The sequence below is a fragment of the Streptomyces sp. NPDC126510 genome, from assembly GCF_040302345.1.
Classification (GTDB): Bacteria; Actinomycetota; Actinomycetes; order Streptomycetales; family Streptomycetaceae; genus Streptomyces.
In genome coordinates, this window is record NZ_JBEORR010000047.1 from 36,564 (window position 1) to 56,795 (window position 20,232).

The following is a 20,232-nucleotide window of genomic DNA, read 5'->3' on the forward strand; positions in this document are numbered from 1 at the left end:
GCGGTGGTTACCACGGACATCTGCAGTCCTCCTTGTCAGGGTCGGTGAAGGGCGATTCGACTGGTCTCCGGTCGCCGTTTACACCGGCAGATCCAGACTCGGGTCCGGCGCTTCTACGACCTGCACGACAGAGATGGCCAGGTCCTCTCCGGTTCGGTCCTTGAGGGAGTCCATGTTGAAGACAACCCAGAGCGCTGCAGCACCGATGAGGGCGGAGACGACCAGCCGGGCGATCGTGAAGGACTGCATCAAGTTCCGGAGAAGGAAGTACAGGACCAGGCAGCTGGCTGCAGATTGGAGGGCGACCTTTCCGTTGTTGGTCAGCTCTCCGATCTTGTCGAAGACACCGGCGGCGACGATCGCGGTGTTGGGGTCAGCGGCGGCGAGTGCGATGAACATGATGGGTCACCTTTCGGTTCGAGGAGTCAATTTCCTGAAGGGGAAAACAGTGGGACTTCGCCGACAGCTGGAAGCGACGATCCGGGTGTTTGGCTTGGCGCGGGAGCCTGAGCCGGCGCTACGGATGTCGATGCGGAAGTCGACGGAGCGCTCTTCGGAGTCGACGGGGACGGGGCGCTCGTGGTCGACGAATTGACTCCGCTGCGAGGAGCAGTAGCGGCAAAGAGCGGCGTTGAATCGATGGCGCTGACTTCCCAGCGACCGCCGCGGGAAGTCATCGTCAGCGCGTACTGACCGTTGACAGATTCGGCGTCGGTGATCTTCAAAGATGCAGTGATCAACAAGCGCACAACGTCGCCATCTGAACGCGGTGCCGCCGAGTTCGACGCACTGAGATCGACCGAGGAGAGCACATCGGTGAGTGCGATGCTGCGGTACGGCGCCGGGACGATCGGCGCGATGGAAACCCCCGGCGTCAGGTAGCGAGCAACCTCGCCGTTGCCTGTCAGAAGTGCGGCGAGGAACTGGTTGGCCGACGTTCCGATCGGGTGATTCGCGACGCGGAACTTATATCCGAGTTGAAGGTCTACAGCTGTCGACGGCTGCGCAACTTCGGAAGGAAGTGTGGCGGCGCGCGCACCGGATTCGGTCACAACAACAGGAACTTGGAAGTAGCGCCGAACGATTGTTGCGGAGGCATCGTTGGCGGGGCGTACCGAGACCGATACCGTCACGGCGTAGGTTCGTGCGTCGCGATCGAAGACAATTGATGCGATGGCGGGGTCCGTCGCAACGTAGAGCGCAGATGCCGGAATATTCGGTGGCGTGGCAACGAACCGTTCGATCTCACGCTCGTTTCCTCGGCTTCCTTGAAGCCACGCCACGACCAGTTGACGGGCTACATCTTCGGCTTGGGCTTGTGCTGCGGTGTCAATGCTTTGCGCTTCGTTGTCAGTTGCTTTGACGACTGCCGGAGTTGACGACGAGCCGAATACGACGAGCAGCAGTGAGACAATTCCTGCGACGAGAGCGGCGATGATCGCACCGCGAATTGCGCGTGTAGTCCACTGCTGACGAAGGCCCCACTGGACTCGCTCTGCGCGCACACGCTCCTCTACTTCATCGACGATCGTCTCGGTGGAATCGGCGGTTGCGGAACCATCCTGCTTCGGTTTCGGAGTGCGCCCGAAGTTGTTGATCTTCTTCCAATCAATGTTCATCGGATACCTGCCTCGGACGGCTGCTCTGACGAGTCGAGTTCTGATTCGCCATCCGGGATGTCGGCGCTCATTGCCCGCGCAAGCGCTGCACGAGCGGCCGGCACCTCTGCGAATACCAACAACGAGAGCGCGGCGCTGGCATCTTCGTCGAATGGGTTTCGTGTGAGAGCCGCAGCGACTCGACGGATCTCCTCAGCAATGGCATGGGCGTAGCCGAGATCGTGCAGTAGCGCTTGCATCGAGTCGTGCATCCGGTCCTCCTGGCGACTGGCGAGTGTGAAAGCCGCACCGAATTTGTGGGCTTCTACTTGTAGGAAGATCCGGGCGCGAAGACCTGAGTGACAGAGCTCGCCAAACTTTTTTCAAAGTTTTTTCCGAGCGCGGCCAGGTGCTTGTTGCCAGAGGTTCAAACGTGCACGTCGATGCCTTCGATGCACGCGCATCCACTCACGGCAAAGCGCGCGGCAACAACATCTCCGGCAACAACAAACACTCCCCTGGCAACAACAAACATGCAGGTCAGAGGCAATATAGGGCTGCTCTACTGGGCGCGAGACCAACCTCGCACGCGCACAGAGGAGACCCGTGGAAATGTCCACCCACGCAGCAACCGCACCCAGCCATTCGTCGTCCGCCCTGCCGTCCCACGACGCGACTCGAGGCGACCTCTACAGCCGCCTGAACACCGAATGGATGCAGCTGTGCGCACGACCCTCAGCAGCGGCAGAGGTGCTCACATGGTCGGTCAATCAGCCGGCCTTGAAGCAGGTGCAAGAACTCAACGACTTGGCTGGCGCCCATCGCCTCGATCGCGACGCCGTACTGCTGGCACTGTTGACCCTCCACCAGGAGGGCAGCGTTCTCGCGGGGCGAGCGCTGTTGCAGCTGATGCTCGGGAAGTTGATCTCGTTGACCCGTCACGCGCGGGTGGCCGGCTTCGATTCCTACCACGCTTACGACGAGCGTGCGGCCACCACAATCGCCACTTTCATGTCATTGATAGCCGAGTATCGCCCGTCCGGCGAGAACATTTATGCAGCTCTCTTTTTGCGGACTTTGAAGAAGATCGCACACGAGAACACCTTTGCCGGTGAGATCCCCGCGTCGGATCTGATGGATCGTTCCGATGCTCCTGAGGCGGAAACCGAGAACCCATTTCTCGCCCAGGACTTGCTCGCTTGGGCTGTTCGGAACGGAGTCATCACCGGCACCGACCGAGCTTTGATTCAGCGCGCATATCTCGACCAGACCGACACCGATCTGACATCGATCGCGGCTGAGATCGGCATGACCTCGGCCGCACTTCGTCAGCGGCTCTATCGCGCTGTGTCGAAGATTCGGAACAGCGTAGGAACTTCGAATCAGACGTCGGATCATGCGCGCTTCGCCCGTGCATCGCGCAGCGCCCGGCCGATCGAACAGGCTTTGTGATGACTCGAACTCTCGACGCAGTTTCGTTGCTGGTGTGCTTCCTGATCGCTGGCTTCGTGATGAAGGAATCGTCCCTTCTTTTCGAGACTGCTGGAAGTTTCGACGCAGCGCTACGTATCCCTTCCGTGAGTCATCCCGAACTTTTGGGACAGCTGATGTCGCTCGCTCACCGCGCCGTCTTCACGGTCGTCGACCTTCTGCCGAACACCGTGACCGCACATTCGGGCAGCGGTCTTTCCACTTTGCCCTCGCTGTAATCGATGACGAAAAGAGATCTGTCATGACGACCATCGCTTCCCCATCTACCGACTACCGACGCGCCCGTTCGGTAGGTTCGGCGGCCCTTCTTACAGCAGCCGTGGCGTCAACTCTGCTCACGATCTCAACGCCGGGGACCGCTCATGCCGCACCGGCTTCTGCAGGCTGCCCCACTGCGGAGGTGGTCATGATGACGGGGACGTTCGAGACAGATTCGGGAGCAGATTCTTCGGTGGCGACGGGCCTTCTCAAGCAAGTGACTGATCCGCTTGTTCAGCAGTTCGGAAGCTCCATCAAAGTCACTTACCCTGCCTACGAAGCATCCGCGTTCAACAAGGGCAAGACTTACGGAACGAGTAAGGCCACCGGAATAGAGGCTGCCGCGAAAGTCATGCAGACCCGGGCAACGGAGTGCCCTAGTACTGTTTTCGCTCTCGGTGGTTACAGCCAAGGGGCGGATGTCGCGGGCGATCTGACGTGGCTGATCGGGCACGACAAGGGTCCGATTCCCGCGGAGAAGCTGATCGCGGTCGGCTTGGTTGCCGATCCCCGACAGAGTCCGAGCGAGGACAACACTCTCGTCGGTCCAGCTGTCGACGGAGTCGGTATTGCGGGGGCGCGGCCAGGCGGATTCGGAAAGACAGCCTCGGTAACGCGGTCGTACTGCGCACCTGACGACCTCTACTGCTCGACGAACAGCAACAAGGACGGGTTACTTGCCGGTCTCGGCCGAGTACTTTCACAGCCCCCTACTGCATCCGGTCCACAGCAGAGTGATGGCTCTCAGCCCAACACAGCGACCCTGCAGAACGCCCTGGTTTCGGACTACTCGAAGGTTGATCTCCCGGGCCTTGCCGGCAACGTCGACACTCTGCAGAAGCAGCTCCAGTCTGGTTCTCCCGACCTCGCCAGCGTGAGCGCAGCGGCATCCGACATTGCAAACACTCTGGTCCCTGTAGCGGATACGACCAAGTGGGTGACTCAGAATCCCGCCGTCGAACAATCACTCAAGTCAGCGGACGCATCGACGCCCGAGTTCACGGCCGGCAAGATCGTCGAGACGGTCAAGGGTATCGATGTGGCCGGCGCATTGAAGGCCGCCGATTCGATAACGAAGGCAGTCCAGGGAGCCACAGGCGCGGCGCAGGTGCCGCAGTTGCAGGCTTCCGTCGATGCTCTCGCCAATCAGGTTTCACCTTTGACGTCCACCCCGGCGGATGGGCTCTCCGTTGCCGCGAACGCGCTCTCGATCATCAAGCCGAGTGTCCTGATCGATCAGGTCACCCACATCGGGACGAATGCCTTCGCATTGGCCAACAACATTCCAGCTGTCGCCGACATCTTCACGACTCGGATCCCGCAGATCGTTCTCGATCCCGCGCTCGATCCCATGGCGAAGGTCAAGGCGGTGCACGCCGAGTTCGACCGAATCAATGTTCTCTTCGAACCACTCGTCAAGCTCGCTGCAGGACTGGACTACAAGACCGCAGCATCACTCATCGCGATGATCCCCGACCCGTCCGGTACCGCTCAGATCGTGTCGATGATCGTCGGACTCGTCGGCAACCTCGATATCATCGGTTTGGCCAACTCCGCCGGCGAACTGCAGAAGCAGCTCTGGCACGCGATCGAAACCGGCGATGTCATCGGAGCCGGTCTGGGTGCACTCCCCCACATCCTCGACTTCGCGAAGATCGCGGTAGGCACGCTCGGGGGTGGACAGAAGACTGATCCGGCCAAACTCGGAGCAGCGTCCGCATCGTCGGCGACCGGCCAGCAGCTAACTCAGCAGTCCCAGACAGGGGACCTTGGTGGGCTCGCTTCGAATCTCACCGCGCTGGCAGGTTCTGACGGCGCCGATGCACTGGCACAGATCGGGACTGAAGGACTGAAGTTCGCTTCGTTCATCGGTTCCGGAGCTCACCAGAGCTACGGAGAAATGGTCATCGACTCCGCTGGAACGACCGCCCTCCAGGATCTGACCAACCACTTCCGCGACGCGATTGCGAAAGTGACCGCCTGACTCCCCTGACCTCAACTCTGCACAAGGTCAGCAGTCAAACAATGAACCGCACGGCCAGGGAAGGGTCTCACCGTCCAAAGGTGGGGCCCTTTTCGCTTTCCCATTTTCTACATATCCACTCGTCACGTGCGAGAGAATTAGGGATGAGCAGACCGAGTGACGACGTTCGCCTGTTGACGATCTCAAACACTGTTTCGGATCGCCTCAAGTCACTCCCCGCAGACTATGAGGCCGCTTCAGCACTGATTGCCTCAGCTGCCTTTCAAGTGGGGTTCACTCGCATAGCTGCGGGACTGGCGCAAGAGATGGCTGGCCCCAAGGGTGACACGTACATCCATGAACGCTTCGCACCCGAGCAATTCGATGTCCTACAACTAGCCCCGATCGATTTTGCCTCGCGCACGGCCCTGACTTGCCTCGATCTTTGCGCAGCTGCTGCGTATCGACTGCGACGAGCAGGGCGGTTCGATCCCCATGGCGAGTCTGACCTGGAACACCTGAGGGAGGCGATCAGGAAGAACGGTGTGCAGCTCCACGAAGGCCAGGAACGGTGGCGCCAGGCCTTAATGGGCGATAACAAGTTCAGACTCCTCAAACTGGTGCGGGACCAGGTCACTCATCGAGCGCTGGAGAGACACACCACTATTGGCGAGGGCCCGCCGAAAACAACAATCACGATCGAGGGCAAGCCATACGACGGGACGGTCGCTACTCTTTTCGCCGACTTCGCGGAGTCCCAGTATCAGGCGTTCACCACCGCAGTCCTCGCCGATTATCCTGATCGTCGGTCCCCTACACAGAACAACTGATTTCGACACTTCAGATCGACAATGCCGCATCGGCAAGGATCGCAATCCAGTCCATGCTGGCAGCTACCCTCCACGCCATGGCAACTCCTTCACCGTTCGGCAACAGCGGTCGCGATCTGTTTGTTGTTCACGTCAATACCGCAGCGACCGACAACGGCGAGCGCCCGGTACGGGAAATTGCGGCAATAGACACAGGCAGCGGGCGATCGTGGGAGATCTCGCTGGCCAGTGGAGGCGCCTTGGTCGACGACGCGGCGGCCCTCCCGCTCGCAACGCTGGCCCGCAGCATTGAGGGACATATCGCGGGCGGCTTCCATCCGGAGGAACACACAGGGCTACTCAGGCACCTGTTCTCACAACTGGATCTGTTCCCAAAATGGCACCAGAACTCTGATACACGGCAGCTGACAGCCGGCGCATTGGGAATCCCACCTACCCATATGCCCACCACTGAACAGACCTGCAATCTATGGGGTGTTTCTGTACGGGCGCGCGGAAGGGCCGTCCAAATGGCTGAAGCGGCGGCAGCGTGCTTTGACGCGCTTGCCTACTTTTCTGCCAGCGACCGACTCCGCATGGTCGATATCCAACTGAATTGAGCCAGCTATGCCAAACCGAATGTCGAGACTGAAACTGCCTGTGGGACTGAACCTGTTCTTGCGGCGGTTGCGCTGGCGCCACGTCGCGTTCCTGTGGCTCGTCGCAGCCCTTCTACTGACTTGGATCAACAGGGAGGTGGAGACAGGGACAGTGACGCATTGGGTACTCGCCGTCCCTGTCGCCTTCTCCCCCGTGCTTGTTCTTTTCCTTTGGGTACTCGCAAACAAGAAGCGCTGAAGGCGCCCTCGTCGCTCCCCTCGTCATATTGCGGGCTCGTCGTCTTTGAAGAAATATCCGGTCAGCGCCGCCGCGATCAGATGCGAGCGGGATTTTGCGCCCAGTTCCGCCACAAGGTGGTCAATCACGTCGAAGTCGGCATGAAATAGTCGGTAAGTTACCTGCGTCTCACTATCGTCACGTGACGTTTTGGCGCGAATGCCGCGGGCTGCGAATAATCCCCCACCGATTCGACCGCCAGGGTAGAGCAGTTCCGGCAGTCGATCATGAGTCTCCTCGATCGCGACGATGAAAATCTGACCGTTCGTCATCCCCGTGCTCGCCCGCATCTCCTCGAGCTTCGCATGGCACCTTGCCGGCACCCGAACACTTGACGACTTCCCTCCCCCATCCAGGTCAGAGGAACGGTCGATTGACTCCCGATCTTGTTGGCTTCCAGCAGGTTCAGTCTCGGCGGGGCGATCCACATGCGCGGGTACTTCCGACCCTTGTTCAATTTCGTCGTTGTCACCCTCGATGTACGCGGAAGCGATGCTCTCGACCGATCGGGCCGCGGCCGAACGGAAGGTCCCGGCAAGTGGTCGGTGCCCGCCAGCCGACTGAGACGGGCCTTGGTTATGCGTGCTACTCACGTCAATCTCCGATACTGAACAGGGAACGAGACACGCTCGCTCAAAACCTAAAGTGATCTTGCTGAGAGTTATACAGCCCTCCCTGGACAGCTCGGGTGCGACGAGACACCTCACCCAAGACCCGCGAATCTTGCACCCAAGTCATATCCACAGCCGTTAGAGAAACCTATCGGATCATTTCGATACGACCAAGACGTAAGCGCCTAATTGCCTACATATGCGGAAGTGGCAAGCTCGATTCCATCACACGACCATATGCATGGCGTCCAACAAGCGTCCCAACCTCACATCAAATCCAATTCGACTGGCACATTATGCGACATTGGGACGCTTCTGGGACGCCTTTGAAAGTGAGTGGCAATGTTTGCGAAGCCGCTTGGCTGGTATGTCGGTATGACTGGCATGCGACCGTTGGAATGCCTTCAAGTTCCAAACAAGGCGATAAGCATGATTTGTCGGGACGCAACTAGTACTACTGATGACACACCACCGGTGTGGTGTCATCATTGTTCTATGACCGTTCCTGGCAGCGAGATGGGCCTCAAGCTCAACTCGGCATGGATCGACGATCTCCGCTGGCACCGCGACCAATACAGGCAGTCTCGATTTCAATGGACGAGCAGCGACGCCCTGTTGGCTGCGACCGAGTTCACTCGCGGACGCCAAAGCTTCACCACCCTGTCTGAACTGCGCGAACTAAGCCAAGCGCGACGTTCAGCCGCCGCATACGCCACAGTGTGCCAACGGGCATTCGGCGAGGCCGCCAGACATGCGCGCAGAGGCCTCGAAACGACCACATCCTGGTCCGCAGTTGCTCGCGAACTGGACACGACTGTGGTCACCTGCTCGGCGAGTTCCCACTTTTCGATCTGGTCGCAGGCGCACGAACGCACAAATCCCCAGGTAGCCCGGGTGCAAAAGATCGTCGACGGGCTCTATTTCTCTAATCCCCTGATCCGCGCGTGGGAGCTCAAGCAGCTCTGGGACCTATATGCGGCTGCCGAGGACATCCTCGAAGACACTTTGGTCGATCTAGCCGTCGAACTCGACGGATTTCGCCGGGCTGACGCCATCGCTCAGGCCGCAGATGTCCGCACCGTCGCCGGCCTCGGACATCGCATCAAGGCACAGCGTGCACAGCGTGGCGCCATCGGCGATCCACGACGAACCCCACATCAGTACAGCTAAACGGCTATTTCACGCACACCTTCACGCAAAGCAAGCCATGTTGAATCACGCAGAGTGAGTAGTGAGTCCGGGGCTCTAGAATTCTGATCACGCACCCGGTCACCCTCGCCTACAAGCAGGCGGATCCGTACGCCAATTGGCAACTGATTCCGCCTGTGGCACAGCATGTAGACCCGCACCACATGCCGTACGAGAACCCTTAGTACCACCCCGCACGCAAGCCCATCCTTCTGCACGCACATCATCCTGCGAGCGGTCACGCAAAACATCACGGATGTACACCCGCACATCAAACCGCTGTGCACTCCGCACCTGATCATGCGGAGTCTCACGCATAGAACCACGTTTCATCTCCCGTATCACCCCAGGCAGTCCAACACGCAGAAGACCACGTTTCTTTACACGCCATTTCATCCGCGTGTGTTCACGCATCATTATCCGCATTTCTTCACGCGTGATTCCCTGCAGCGACTCACGCGTGTTTACATACGTGTTCACATACGTGTTCACATACGTGTTCACCTGCGATTACATCGGCATGCAAACACGCGGCATTACACGCGGCGCCGCTTGCCGACCCACATGCCTGAACACATACGGCCCCACACGCGTGGCATACCGCGAGTTGTCCAGGACCCCTGCTAACTTTCCTTACAGACCACTCGTCAGAAACCAACGTCCATTGGGAGAACCACCATGTCTGTAGATGCCGTTCCAACGACACCCACTCATCAGCAACTGCCTGCCTGCTTCGGATTCTTCAACGGCAAAGGGGGAGTGGGCAAGACCTCACTCTGCGCGAACACCGGAGGCTTACTCGCTGCCGGCGGCTACCGGGTTCTCTTGCTTGACTTCGACCCCCAGGCCAACTTGTGCCGCGACCTAGGGTTTGTGAAGGAGGACGGCGTGCCCTTGTTCTCAGCCCTCTTGAGCGGGTCGGCACCGCCGATCATCCAGAACGTCGGTGGTCGCGAGAATCTCGACATCGTTCCAGGCGGCCCGGCAATGTTCGACCTTGCCGCAGTCATGGTGTCCAGGCAGCAACGCCAGGGAGGCAAACGACTAGGACAGCTTCTACTGGCCATGTTGCTGCAAGTGGCCGCAGACTACGACGTCATTATCTTCGATACCCCTCCGACGGATCTCACGATCATCGAAGCAGTGATGGAAGTAGTCCACGCTGTGGTCATTCCAATCCGCGCAGATGATGCCAGCCTCGACGGCATGGAAACGATCGCCGGCCAGTTCTCGGCAGCACGAGACGGAGATCCGGAACGAAACCTTCCTGCCGTGAACCCCCAGCTCCAACTCGGCGGGATCTGCCTCTTCGGCGTCAGCTCACGCGCAACCAAACTTGACGCAACGATTCGGGAAGCAGTCGAGGAGATGATCGGCGATTCGGCCCCGACTTTCGAATCTCGGATCCGCACGATGGAAACCACCGCCTTCGACGCGCGACGCCAAGGACTTCTGGTGCATGAGCTCGAGGAACGATCGGCCGGGGAAACCGCATCACGGATCGCAGCGCTGAGGAAAGGCACGAAACCAAAGGATCTGATGCTCTCGCGAAACGCCTCTGGCCTGGCCGAGGACTACTCGAACCTCACCCGCGAGATCCTCGTACGGATGTCGACCATCACCGCTGAGAGGGCTTCGGCATGAGTGAAAATAGGGTCCGCAACCGCAAGAGCATTGCCAAGTCTTTCGCCCCGAAGCCCAACCGAGCAGAGGGACTCGCTGGTCTCTTGCCCCCGGCCGGCGGGCTGCAGCCTCGCCGCACTACGAGCCCACAGACACCGGACACGGCTCAACCCCAGATCGACTCCACAGCTCCTCACCCGCCGACTCCCAAACGAGTCACCGACGCCCCTCAACCCGCCGTCTCGGCGCCTGAATCTCCAGTGCGGGTGCAGCCGATGGAACCCGAAGCTGTCACCGTTCCAGTCGCACCACCCCACGCGCCTCCTGTTGTCGTCGAGTCTCCACCCGCAGTCACCGAAGCGCCCCCAGCCCAGATTCTGGAAGAAGGAAATCCGCCGGCTGCAGATACCTCGAAGGTGACTGTCACGGCCTACCTGGATCGCACCACTCGCGACGCCTTGGTGAATCGTGCAGCCGAACGGCGATGCGATCACGCCGATGTTGCCATCGAGGCATTCGACGCAGTAGGCATCGAGCGACTGCGAGCCCTCTTTCAACCCGTCGCGGGCAGATCGTCCTCAGGGATTCCAGTCCATCAAGAGCCGTTCACGGTCAAAGGACCCGTCGAGACCTGGTTCCGCTTCACCACCGCTCAACGTGACTGGCTTGACGAGCAAGTGAAGGTCGTCGGTTCCAAATCGCGCAGCCGATTGCTCGCGGGCGTCTTGTCGTTGCACCTGCGGTCGCCCGCACGATAGTGGGGGACGACCTTCGAGGAGCAAAAAGTAAGCCTCGGAGGTCGTCTCTGCTTCCAGGCCCACATGAACGGCAGTCGAAGGTGGCATCGAATCGCCTGCCTTCGTAGCCTAAAAACAGATCGTAGATCCGGGCGAGCGCAAACGGCCGATTCGTGTCTTTGAAGCCGCTCCCCACCCCACTCCCCACCCCGCTCCCCACCTACGTGGGGAGCGGTTTTTGCCGCCTGAACTGCTGTTTCTTTCCACTCCCCCCACTCCCCACCAACTTCGCAGATAGGTCACACGTAGTAGTGGGAAAGTGCATGCCTCGCTAACCTGACTCCGCTTCGACTCGGCCCGTCCAGGTCTCGCGACATGATGCGCACGAAGATTTGTTGACCCCATCTGTCACACGGCGCGGGGCACGCGGATCTTCCTCTAATCAGAGGCATTCATTGCGAGGGTTGAGGGGATTTCAGACATGAGCAGCGCCGGGCACGACACGCTGACACAACCAGCATCACCGTTTCTGAATCAGAATCGATTTACGCTCATCCCATGGGACGACCAAGTAAAGGCGCGCGCCGGTGCCTCTCCGTGCGCGCACCCCTCAACCAGGCCAAGGTCTACGAACGTCGGGCAGACGAACTCGGGATCGATCTCGGGGACTACTGGGTGCTCGTCATGGCGCGCGCCTCGAACCTCGACATTCCTGATTACATCCTCAAGAAGTTGGATCCGGAGCGACTCCGCATCCACGACGCCCGCTATGCAGTTGATCGAACCCAGGCTGCTCGCGAAGCGACCGACGGCGAACTTTCGGTTCCAGCATGAGTTGGCCCTAGACAGCGAAAAACCCCCACTGCTTTGCCGGCCGGAGGGGGTTCTTCGATTCGATTTCAGTCCCGGGAAGCGACTTGCGAGGTCACTTTCCGAACTTCACTTACTCAAGTCCAGAGGACTTATGGCCATTCTAACCAAATTCCGAGCACACTCGCCATCCTTGGCGACGAGTGTCGCTGAGGCAATCGCATGACGGCGGCTGCATCGAGCGGCGCAGCGACGGGTCCTATGTCGTCGTTCGACCGCGTACGCATCGCGGTCGAGTCCAGTGGTGGGGTCCAACACCGAGGCCCTCACGAGTTGATGGCCTTATGCCCTGTCCACGCGGACCGACATGCGTCCTTGTCAGTGAGCTGGGTCAACGGTCACCGCGGCGGCATGGTGCTTTTGCATTGCCACGGCTGCAACGCCTCTGCTTTGGAAATTGCCGAAGGCCTTGGCCTGACCATGGTCGAGCTGTTCGACGAACCTCTTCCCGAGCGCGATGCACTCACTCGGGTCGGCCGTTCGGCTCAACAACGGAGTGCGGGTCGACGACGTCCTAAAGGCGGGCGGTTGCCGGCTCGAATCGCCGTAGCTGCACCAGACCCCAAGATTGAGCACAGTTGGGTTCGAGTCAGGGTCTACCCATACGTGTCGGCGGACGGCACCGTCGTCCAAGAAGTCATCCGCGAGGAATGCAGTTCCTGTGACGGCGCACGTCACAAGCAGTTCCGGCAGTTGTTTGTCAGTGCCAACGGCACCCGTCTCAAGCGCAAGCCCGACGGTTTTGATTCTGTCCTTTATCAGCTTCCCGCCCTCTTGTCCGCCCTGTCTGAGCGGTCACCGGTCTGGTTGCTCGAAGGCGAGAAGGACGTCGAGACCGCTGAGATATTGGGGTTGGTCGCGACCACCAATGCGCAGGGTGGGCTGAGCTTTCCAGTTACCTCCGCTGAGCTCTTCGAGGGTGCAGAGGTCCGCGTCGTCCTCGATAGAGATGGCGCTGGATGGAAGCGCGGCATAGAACTTGCGTCATTGCTAGGTGGAGTTGGCGCACAGGTTCAGTTGTTGCTCCCTGCGATAGTCACCCCGAAGTCTGATTTCACCGACCACGTCGAGGCTGGGCTGTGGTCGGACGAGGACGAATGGGGTGGGTTTACTCCGGTCCGTCCTGGAGAAGTCGCAGCACATAGCTTCGCTGCTGACGTGGTCGAAAAGCAGGCCCTTGTCGAGGTCGCGCTCGCTGAGGCTGTAGCGCGTATCGATCTAGCTGACACGCAGGTCGAGTCCGATGAAGAGTTGGTGCGCGCTCAGCGCTGGGCTTTGGAGGCTGAGCGCCGTTTTGAGCATCTGAGCGAGCTCGTGGACAAAGTCGTTCAGCAGGCAGCCGAGGAGGGGACCGAGTGGGCTGGCGAAGCCGTCGAGTCCGCGACGATTGCTTGGAATGCGTCTCGGGTGGCGGCGCGAGCTGCTCATGAGGTCGCCGGCGTCGCGATCCCTCCGCTGCTGCAGGATCCGGAGCTCGAACCCGCGCCAGTCACTGAAGCTAACGCGGACGAGGCCACCGCGGCGAACGGTCCGTCTGCGACATCGGTCGTGGTTCGCAATGGCATCCGCGGAACCAATTTCATCGCCCCTGTCTATCGAATCATCGAAGGGAACCTCGTCGAGATCGTCACCAGGAAAGACGGCGATCAGCAGGCAAAGTTGGTGCTGGATATCGATGCTCGCATCGTCGAGATGGAATATCTCGAAGTCACCGACGATGGGGTGGACGTCGACGAGCCTGATTTGATGGGCCGCGAAGCGATGGCCGGTCAGAGTGAAATTAACCCTGCCTCGCCGCAAGAGCTGACTGCGGTGATCATCGGATACACGCATCCGGACAGCCGTGAGTTTCTGCGGGTCCGGATCCCGGCAAAGGAGTATCGGGACTGCGCGTGGGTGGAAACACTGCCAGGCCCTCCTGCTTACGACAGCCGTCCAAGCGGCGTTGCAAAGCTTCGTGATGCACTCAAAGGAGCTGGCGGACGCGAGATTCGACGCGTTGTACGGTATCGATCCACCGGATGGCGACGGGACGCGCAAGGAAAATATTTCTTCGTACACGCCGGCGGTGCTATCGACGAGAACGGCGGACGGGTAGCACCTGTGCTGTTGACCGGCCCATTGAGAATGTTCGACTTACCTGCGCCCAGTTCGGATCCTGCGCGGATCCGGGCCGCGTTTCTTTGCGACTCGGCATCGATGCTCGAACGCACGCCTACCCGGGTCTCGGCAGCACTACTCGGGCATGTATTCAGGTCCGCGCTAGGCCCAAACCCGTGGGTGATGGCACTTGTCGGGTCTCCAGGGAGCTACAAAACCTCGCTTGCCTCGTTGGCGATGCATCACTGGGGCGAGAAATGGGACCGTCGACGTCCTGCTTCATCGATGTCAGGTAACGGTGACACGTTGAATGCACTGCGCATCAAATTGAATGCTTCTAAAGATGCCCTTTATTGGGCCGATGACGTCGCTCCCACGCGTGACTTCGCCACCGCCCAGAAAGCTCTCGAAGAGTTCGCTCGTCTGGTTCACAATGGTGAAGAGCGGTCACGGAGCACCCGGGACGGTCTCGGAATCCTTGACGGGACACCACCCCGCGCTTCTGCCCTGATTACGTCGGAGATCATGCCGAGGCCAGGGTCAGCAGCTCAAAGAATGCTCGTCATCCCTCTCCAGGCGTCAGAGATCGATCTGAATGTTCTGAAAGAATTGGATGGCCCTGAATCCCGCCACGGACGTGCCCTGGTAATGGCCACTTATTTGCAGTGGCTGTGCCCCCGCTTGGATGAAGTTCGTTCCGCCGCTTTTGCAGCAGGCGAACAGTACGCCAATCAGCTGAGAAAGGGCGGCGAAAGCGTACGTCAAGCCGACGCTTTGGGCTCATTGTGGGCCGGCTGGCATGCCATGTCACGCTTCCTTGTCGAATTGGGCGCGTTGACGGAAAACGAAGTCGCACATATGGGAGACCTCGTAGCTGTCGGTCTAACCGATGCCGCGTCCGCGGCGGTCGATCCTGACCTCCCGATGCGACCGGGCGCCCGGGTACGTGAGCTTTTGATACACGCATTGAGGAATGGGCAAGCATACGTCGACGACGTCGAAACTGGTGAGGCGCCAAGTGACTGGTCGTTGGCCAAGCGACTTGGCTGGCGGCGCAGCGTTGTCGGGGAAACATCTGATGGCACCGCTCGGTGGAGAGAGGAGGGTCGAGGAATCCGTCTGGGTTATGTCGTCGCCAACCCACGGCCCTGCGATGGGGAACCGCAGATTCTCATTGATTTGCTGGCCCTTGAGCAGGTCCTCAAATCCGCCGGGCAGATGTTGACCGATTCCTTGCAAATTGATCGGGGCACTGCACTGCGCGCACTATACGACGAAGGTGTGCTGATCGCGGAAGAGCGGAAGGGCCGGATGCCCCGCTACACCGTGCAGCGAATGATCAAGTGCGAGAACCGTCGTCAACGAATGGTCGCACTACGCCTGCACAAGTTGTTCGGCGAATGTTCGGACGATTTTGAGGTGAGAACGGGATCTGACGATCCCCACGGTCCGGTACCGGATAGCAAGCCTGCCGACCTTCCTACAGACATCGATGGACGGGACCTTCACGATTCGCCAGATGAAGCGCGAGCGAATTCGTCCATTACCGGGTTCGCAGTATCTTCGCCAATCCCGTCCAACGAAAAAAAGGGTCTAACCAGCTCTGTCACTGACAAGGAGCCTGAAATGGCGATTGAAACCGATGCAGAGGGATTCTCCGCAGACGGGTTCCAGATCTCACCTACATCTACCTGCGCTCTCTGCCATGGCGACGAAGCTGGCTGGGAGATCGACGGACTCGTGATGCACCTCCCGTGCTGGTGGCAGAGCACCGCTGCTTCTCGGGCGATTGCAGCTGGCACAGCCGAAAATCAGGAAGAAATCGAACCTGCTACCGAACCTTCACCGCTGGTAGCGCTGGCACCGAAGGGCCCTGAGACTCGCCCGAAGGTAGTGAAGACGGCCGGCAAGGAGAAGGCGGCCGCGTTCACTGCGCCGGCTGCAGTACTCGATGTCGACGGTGTATGGCTGCCGGACGGCACTCGCCACGAGCTGGCTACTCCGATCGCGCATGTCGGAGATGTCGCCGAGTTGGTCACGACGCTGAATCTCGGGACGTGGACGTCTGACACGTGGTCTGTGCCTGGTCAGATCTGGATCACCGATGCGATGGCGCAGAAAGTTGGTATTGACACCAGTTCGTTGGGGAAACGCAACAGGAATGATCGACTCAAGGAGCTGTCGGCTGAATCTGCATTTGTGACCGATGCGCTGGCTCAGGGATGGCAGCTTGGCGGGCAGCCGGGGGACCGGCTAGGGACGTGGACTCGTGTGTGGCGAGGCGAGGCACGTGGCGTGTGGGTAGCTCTGATTTCCGGGATGAGTCAGGATCCGAAAGAGATGCCTGTACTTGGTGACTCTCCTACCGCAGCCACGTTGGCAAGGCGGCTTGCGTTGTTGGCCGGGGCGCTCCGATTCCCGTGGGCTGTGAGTCCTGCATCGACCGGGATCGACTTGATGATCGCCGCGCGCCCCAAGGAATGGAAGCGGATCTTCGCGCCGTCCGACTCGGATTTTGCGAAGAAGTTCCAGATCTTTGAAGCCGATATCGATTGGTCGCGAACCCTTTCCGATTCAGAGGCGAAATGCCGCTACGTTCATGCCTTCGATCGCGGCGGTTCCTATGCTGCCGGTATTGCTGGTCTCGAATTGCCGATCGGGGAGCCAGAGCATCACCCGGATGGGATGGTGTTCGATCGCAAGCTTCCGGGATACTGGCTGATCGAAATCCCCGACGCAGCGGACTGGCGTTACCCGAATCCCTTGAATCCGATGGGGCTGTCTGTCTCCGAACCGAAGTGGGTGACCACTCCGACTCTCGAACGCGCTGCCCAACTCGGTTACGAGCCGGAGATCTTGGAAGCATTCGTCTGGCGAGATCACGGGCGCGTTCTGGTGCCGTGGTACGAACGCATTCGCGATGCGCGAACCGCCTTGGATATCGAGGGTGACACCGATGCACTGTTGGCGCGTGAGCAGAACAAAGTGATTTACACGCACACCATTGGCATGCTCAATTCCGACATGCATTTGGCCGGGCGACCCGGTTACTCGCCCGAGCGGCACCACCATATTGTCGCTAAATCTCGCGCGAACATCATGTATAGGATCGCGAAGATCGGCGAGGACAGCGGAGTGTGGCCTGTAGCGGTCACCAAGGACACCGTCCTGTACGTCTCCGACGAGCGCGATCCACAATTGGCGTGGCCTGGAGATCAGAAGCAGTTCGGGCGGGGGTTCGGGAACTACAAGCCGGAAGGATCGGCGCTGTTGTCCGACCACCTGCAGTATTTGGACGGCAAAGGTTATCGGGGGAAGTCGGAGCTGATTGCTCCGAACGAGTGGGCAGCTAGTGCGGAGGGGAGTGATTCCTGATGGCACGCAACCCACTCAGTAGGGCGTCGTATTCGCGCATCGCAGACAGTCTTTCCGACTTCGGGTCTGTCGTGGCCGGCCGAATCAATATCTCGCGAGCAGCCAAAGAGCTTCGTGTCACTCAGACTGCCATCCGGGAAGTCTTGCGGGGGGAACGAGGAAAACTTCAGGGGGAGTTCTTCGGGAAGTTGACCGGCCGGCAAGGGGCCGACATTTCCGGACAGCCAAATGCGTCGAACCTGAAGGCTCAGCTGCTGGCCGCTTACGGACCGGGAAAGCGCAGCGAAATCAACACCGCTGCAGCGGCACGTGATTTGGGTGTCTCCAAACGAACAGTCGAGCGTTGGCTGGCTCCCGAGGGCCGACAGCGAATTGCGAAGCCACGCACCGAAACCTTGAATGCATTGGCCCGCAAAGCGAAACAGTCCGCGTCCACTCGAACCTCACGTAAAGAAGCGATGTCGAGCGTACGCAGCAGCGCACGAGGAAAAGCACTGTCGAACTTCGGCGGGAAGATCAAGATCGACGCGGTACAGGGGCCCGGCACCCGGGAGTATGCGCGGGACCGAATGATCACCTTGGCCCTGACACCCGACCAGGTTGAATCCATGTGGAGCGCCTACGAAAATGGGGGCGACAAGGGAATGATCAATTGGATGAACAGCCGAGCCCAAGACTATGTCGGCGGCTGGGAGTTCTACCAAATCAATAGCTTCGACGTGGAACGGTAAGCGGCGATGACTTCTCGGCGAGGGCCGCGGTGGACACGCAAGCGACTCGAAATGATGCTCCGGACCTGTTATGGCGAGACCGAGCGCGGGGGAGTGGACGTCGCGGTCGTCGCCGAGGCTTGCGGGGTTTCAACGCGCACCGTGCGACGGTGGCTTTCTGGCACCAACCGCCAGCTTGCGGCGATCCCTTCTCCTCGGTTGGCGCAGTTGCGTCTGCCGGCGCCGGATTCGGAGCTGCGCAGCCAGCAACAAGCCGATTACGCCCGCGACGCCATAACTTCGATCGCATTACCAAAAGGTCGAGGAGTTCTGCCAGCGTGGCGTGATCGTGGATGGCTCGATTCGCACGTGGTTGCGATCGTGGACCTCGCGGGCAAGCCGTGGAGGCAGGTTGTCATTAGTAACGGTTCAGCGCGGTCGATGAAGGAGTTCCGCCGTAGAGGCTCGATCGTTGACCTCACGACGCTGCCTACTCGTTTCCATGGTGTCGTGCTGGCCCACGAGGTCATACAGGAAGTGGAGCCATGGCGTGTTCACCCCCGACCTCAAATCCTGGCTCAGGGCCGAACGCAGGTCTGGTCCGATGACGCGCCGGCTGTCGACCTCTCGGTGTTAGCTGTGGCGAGAGAACTGAAATGAACGGCAGATAAGGACATGAACATGAATCCCACCAACAGTGCAATCGAAGCTCGCGTCAGCGCTGTGCTGTCCGAGTTCTTGATCGATGACCAGGCAGGGGCGTCGCCGGCCGGCGCGACTGATGTGTCGTGGCCGGCGGAGAGCCTTCCGTCGTGATCGAATCCGTAGGCCCACAGCCTTGGCAACGCGTCAAAGATCCACAACCCCTGCCGACGGCGTCGAAGCCGGCGCTCCTGGCGGGGCACTTGCGCGACCTCGATGACGAAGCGCTCGGCCGGTTGATCCGCGATCACCTCGTACCGCTCGACTCCGAACGCGGATATCGGGTGCGGTGGAACAGTTTCTGGGCGACCTTGGGTTTCGACCCAGTTCTACGAAACCGTGCCACCTCTATCATCAATGGGTTTCTCGACCTGGCCGAGTCTGCGCTCGCAGCAGATGATCAGGATGCCAACCAGTCCAAACGGACCGGGAAATTCTTCGACCGATGCGAAGGTGCGTTGGACCGCATTCTCAACCGCGCCGACGAACCACTGGCTTGGGCCGGCGCCGCTGCGGCATCGTTCAATCCGGCCGCAAGGATCGTGATCGACAAGCTGATCTCAGCCATCGATCAGCACCGCCGCGATGGTGACAATGAAACCCTCTGGGCGACACTAGATCACATCAAAACTGGGGATCTAGGAACGTCCGCACCGCGGCTCCGTCGCTCTCAATATCGAGAGTGACGGAGCCCCATCAGTCTGAAGAAACTCGATCCCTCGACCACTTTCGCTAAATTGCTGGTGAAATCACTCAGGATTCCGTTTTGCGTCGTACGCAGCGATTGCTCGTCGCACTCCCGCAGAGAAGTTTCCGCGGAGCATGCCAACCACTTTGTCAGTGCCATCATCAGGTGGCGACGAATTGATCGTGCTCGCCACCATCCGCGCAACCAGGGTTCCTTCGTTTGCCAACAGCCGACGCAGCAGATTTGCGCGGTCTATGTCGCCATCGACTGGCTTTTCACGGGCTATCTGACGCGCTATCACTGCGCGCACCCACGGGTCCGTGTCCCGCGACATCGCAACAAGGACGTCAAATCTGTTCGCAGATTTCTTTCCTGACACTACTTCGACTGCCGCTGCACGCTGGTATACGTTGCCGCGCATAAGGTCCCACAGTTCCTCATCCGAGATCGCGTCAGGTCGAACAGCCGCCAATGCAGCTGCCGCGGAACCTCGCACGTCCTCATCACTGAAACTAGGTGTAGGAGGAACGGACGTTGGTGACGCGGTGCCGGCGGTAAGCGGCGGGCGGTCGTCCTCCGCGTGTTGAATGCGGTCGGTGGTAATTGTAGTGA

At 59.8% G+C, this 20,232-nt stretch carries 19 protein-coding genes; 14 read left to right on the top strand and 5 right to left on the bottom strand.

The genetic code is table 11. From position 1 onward, the window contains the following. Positions 1-78: 78 nt before the first annotated feature. Genes ABTX60_RS39490 through ABTX60_RS39500 form a run of 3 tightly spaced genes read right to left on the bottom strand, consistent with a single transcriptional unit; the run spans position 79 to position 1,870 of the window. Positions 79-399: a hypothetical protein gene (locus ABTX60_RS39490; protein ID WP_209922981.1), complete on the bottom strand. Its 321-nt coding sequence runs from the start codon at positions 397-399 to the stop codon at positions 79-81. A 26-nt stretch (positions 400-425) separates the two neighbouring features. Next, a complete protein-coding gene (locus ABTX60_RS39495) occupies positions 426-1,619 on the bottom strand; it encodes a conjugal transfer protein (protein WP_209922983.1) in 1,194 nt (397 codons plus the stop codon). Continuing rightward, positions 1,616-1,870: a hypothetical protein gene (locus tag ABTX60_RS39500; RefSeq protein WP_182262178.1), complete on the bottom strand. Its 255-nt coding sequence runs from the start codon at positions 1,868-1,870 to the stop codon at positions 1,616-1,618. Before ABTX60_RS39500 ends, ABTX60_RS39495 begins: the two co-directional genes overlap by 4 nt. 340 nt (positions 1,871-2,210) lie before the next feature. Between ABTX60_RS39500 and ABTX60_RS39505 the strand changes: the two genes are divergently transcribed. The 5 genes from ABTX60_RS39505 to ABTX60_RS39525 all read left to right on the top strand — a co-directional run bounded on the left by ABTX60_RS39505 (position 2,211) and on the right by ABTX60_RS39525 (position 6,739). Beyond that, positions 2,211-3,050: a sigma-70 family RNA polymerase sigma factor gene (locus ABTX60_RS39505; protein ID WP_209922985.1), complete on the top strand. Its 840-nt coding sequence runs from the start codon at positions 2,211-2,213 to the stop codon at positions 3,048-3,050. Further along, the gene (locus ABTX60_RS39510) at positions 3,050-3,307 is read left to right on the top strand and encodes a hypothetical protein (RefSeq protein WP_182262180.1); all 258 of its coding nucleotides are present in this window, start codon (positions 3,050-3,052) and stop codon (positions 3,305-3,307) included. Before ABTX60_RS39505 ends, ABTX60_RS39510 begins: the two co-directional genes overlap by 1 nt. Before the next feature lie 23 nt (positions 3,308-3,330). Beyond that, entirely contained in the window at positions 3,331-5,331 is a 2,001-nt protein-coding gene (locus tag ABTX60_RS39515) for a cutinase family protein (RefSeq protein WP_209922987.1), read from the top strand. 143 nt (positions 5,332-5,474) lie between these two features. Then, positions 5,475-6,140: a hypothetical protein gene (locus ABTX60_RS39520; RefSeq protein WP_182262182.1), complete on the top strand. Its 666-nt coding sequence runs from the start codon at positions 5,475-5,477 to the stop codon at positions 6,138-6,140. Between the two features lie 77 nt (positions 6,141-6,217). Then, on the top strand, positions 6,218-6,739 hold the full coding sequence (locus ABTX60_RS39525) for a hypothetical protein (protein WP_232508943.1): 522 nt from the start codon (positions 6,218-6,220) through the stop codon (positions 6,737-6,739). Between the two features lie 261 nt (positions 6,740-7,000). On the opposite strand, the gene ABTX60_RS39530 is transcribed toward ABTX60_RS39525, so the two are convergent. Continuing rightward, positions 7,001-7,609, bottom strand: a complete 609-nt coding sequence (locus ABTX60_RS39530) for a hypothetical protein (RefSeq protein ID WP_232508942.1) — start codon at positions 7,607-7,609, stop codon at positions 7,001-7,003. 513 nt (positions 7,610-8,122) lie between these two features. On the opposite strand from ABTX60_RS39530, the gene ABTX60_RS39535 reads away from it, so the two are divergent. The 9 genes from ABTX60_RS39535 to ABTX60_RS39575 all read left to right on the top strand — a co-directional run bounded on the left by ABTX60_RS39535 (position 8,123) and on the right by ABTX60_RS39575 (position 19,618). After that, complete coding sequence (locus tag ABTX60_RS39535; RefSeq protein WP_003942436.1) at positions 8,123-8,797, top strand: hypothetical protein; 675 nt, start codon at positions 8,123-8,125, stop codon at positions 8,795-8,797. 696 nt (positions 8,798-9,493) lie between these two features. Beyond that, the gene (locus ABTX60_RS39540) at positions 9,494-10,459 is read left to right on the top strand and encodes a ParA family protein (RefSeq protein WP_003942441.1); all 966 of its coding nucleotides are present in this window, start codon (positions 9,494-9,496) and stop codon (positions 10,457-10,459) included. 254 nt (positions 10,460-10,713) lie between these two features. Then, on the top strand, positions 10,714-11,196 hold the full coding sequence (locus ABTX60_RS39545) for a hypothetical protein (RefSeq protein WP_003942444.1): 483 nt from the start codon (positions 10,714-10,716) through the stop codon (positions 11,194-11,196). Between the two features lie 537 nt (positions 11,197-11,733). Next, positions 11,734-12,009 carry a hypothetical protein gene (locus ABTX60_RS39550; RefSeq protein ID WP_037130212.1) on the top strand — a complete coding sequence of 92 codons (276 nt, stop codon included), beginning with the start codon at positions 11,734-11,736 and terminating at the stop codon, positions 12,007-12,009. A gap of 357 nt (positions 12,010-12,366) precedes the next feature. Further along, positions 12,367-17,520, top strand: a complete 5,154-nt coding sequence (locus ABTX60_RS39555) for a hypothetical protein (RefSeq protein WP_003942443.1) — start codon at positions 12,367-12,369, stop codon at positions 17,518-17,520. After that, complete coding sequence (locus tag ABTX60_RS39560) at positions 17,520-18,251, top strand: hypothetical protein (protein WP_003942446.1); 732 nt, start codon at positions 17,520-17,522, stop codon at positions 18,249-18,251. The genes ABTX60_RS39555 and ABTX60_RS39560 overlap by 1 nt, the downstream gene beginning before the upstream one ends. Before the next feature lie 51 nt (positions 18,252-18,302). Continuing rightward, positions 18,303-18,890, top strand: a complete 588-nt coding sequence (locus ABTX60_RS39565; protein WP_391622831.1) for a hypothetical protein — start codon at positions 18,303-18,305, stop codon at positions 18,888-18,890. 21 nt (positions 18,891-18,911) lie between these two features. Continuing rightward, positions 18,912-19,046 (top strand): hypothetical protein, encoded by a 135-nt coding sequence (locus ABTX60_RS39570; protein WP_256931494.1) that lies wholly within the window; start codon positions 18,912-18,914, stop codon positions 19,044-19,046. After that, positions 19,043-19,618, top strand: coding sequence for a hypothetical protein (locus ABTX60_RS39575; protein ID WP_003942445.1), 576 nt, complete (start codon positions 19,043-19,045; stop codon positions 19,616-19,618). Before ABTX60_RS39570 ends, ABTX60_RS39575 begins: the two co-directional genes overlap by 4 nt. 63 nt (positions 19,619-19,681) lie before the next feature. On the opposite strand, the gene ABTX60_RS39580 is transcribed toward ABTX60_RS39575, so the two are convergent. After that, positions 19,682-20,232, bottom strand: a 551-nt coding sequence (locus ABTX60_RS39580; RefSeq protein WP_350835187.1) for a HEAT repeat domain-containing protein, incomplete at its 5' end; no start/stop codon positions are given.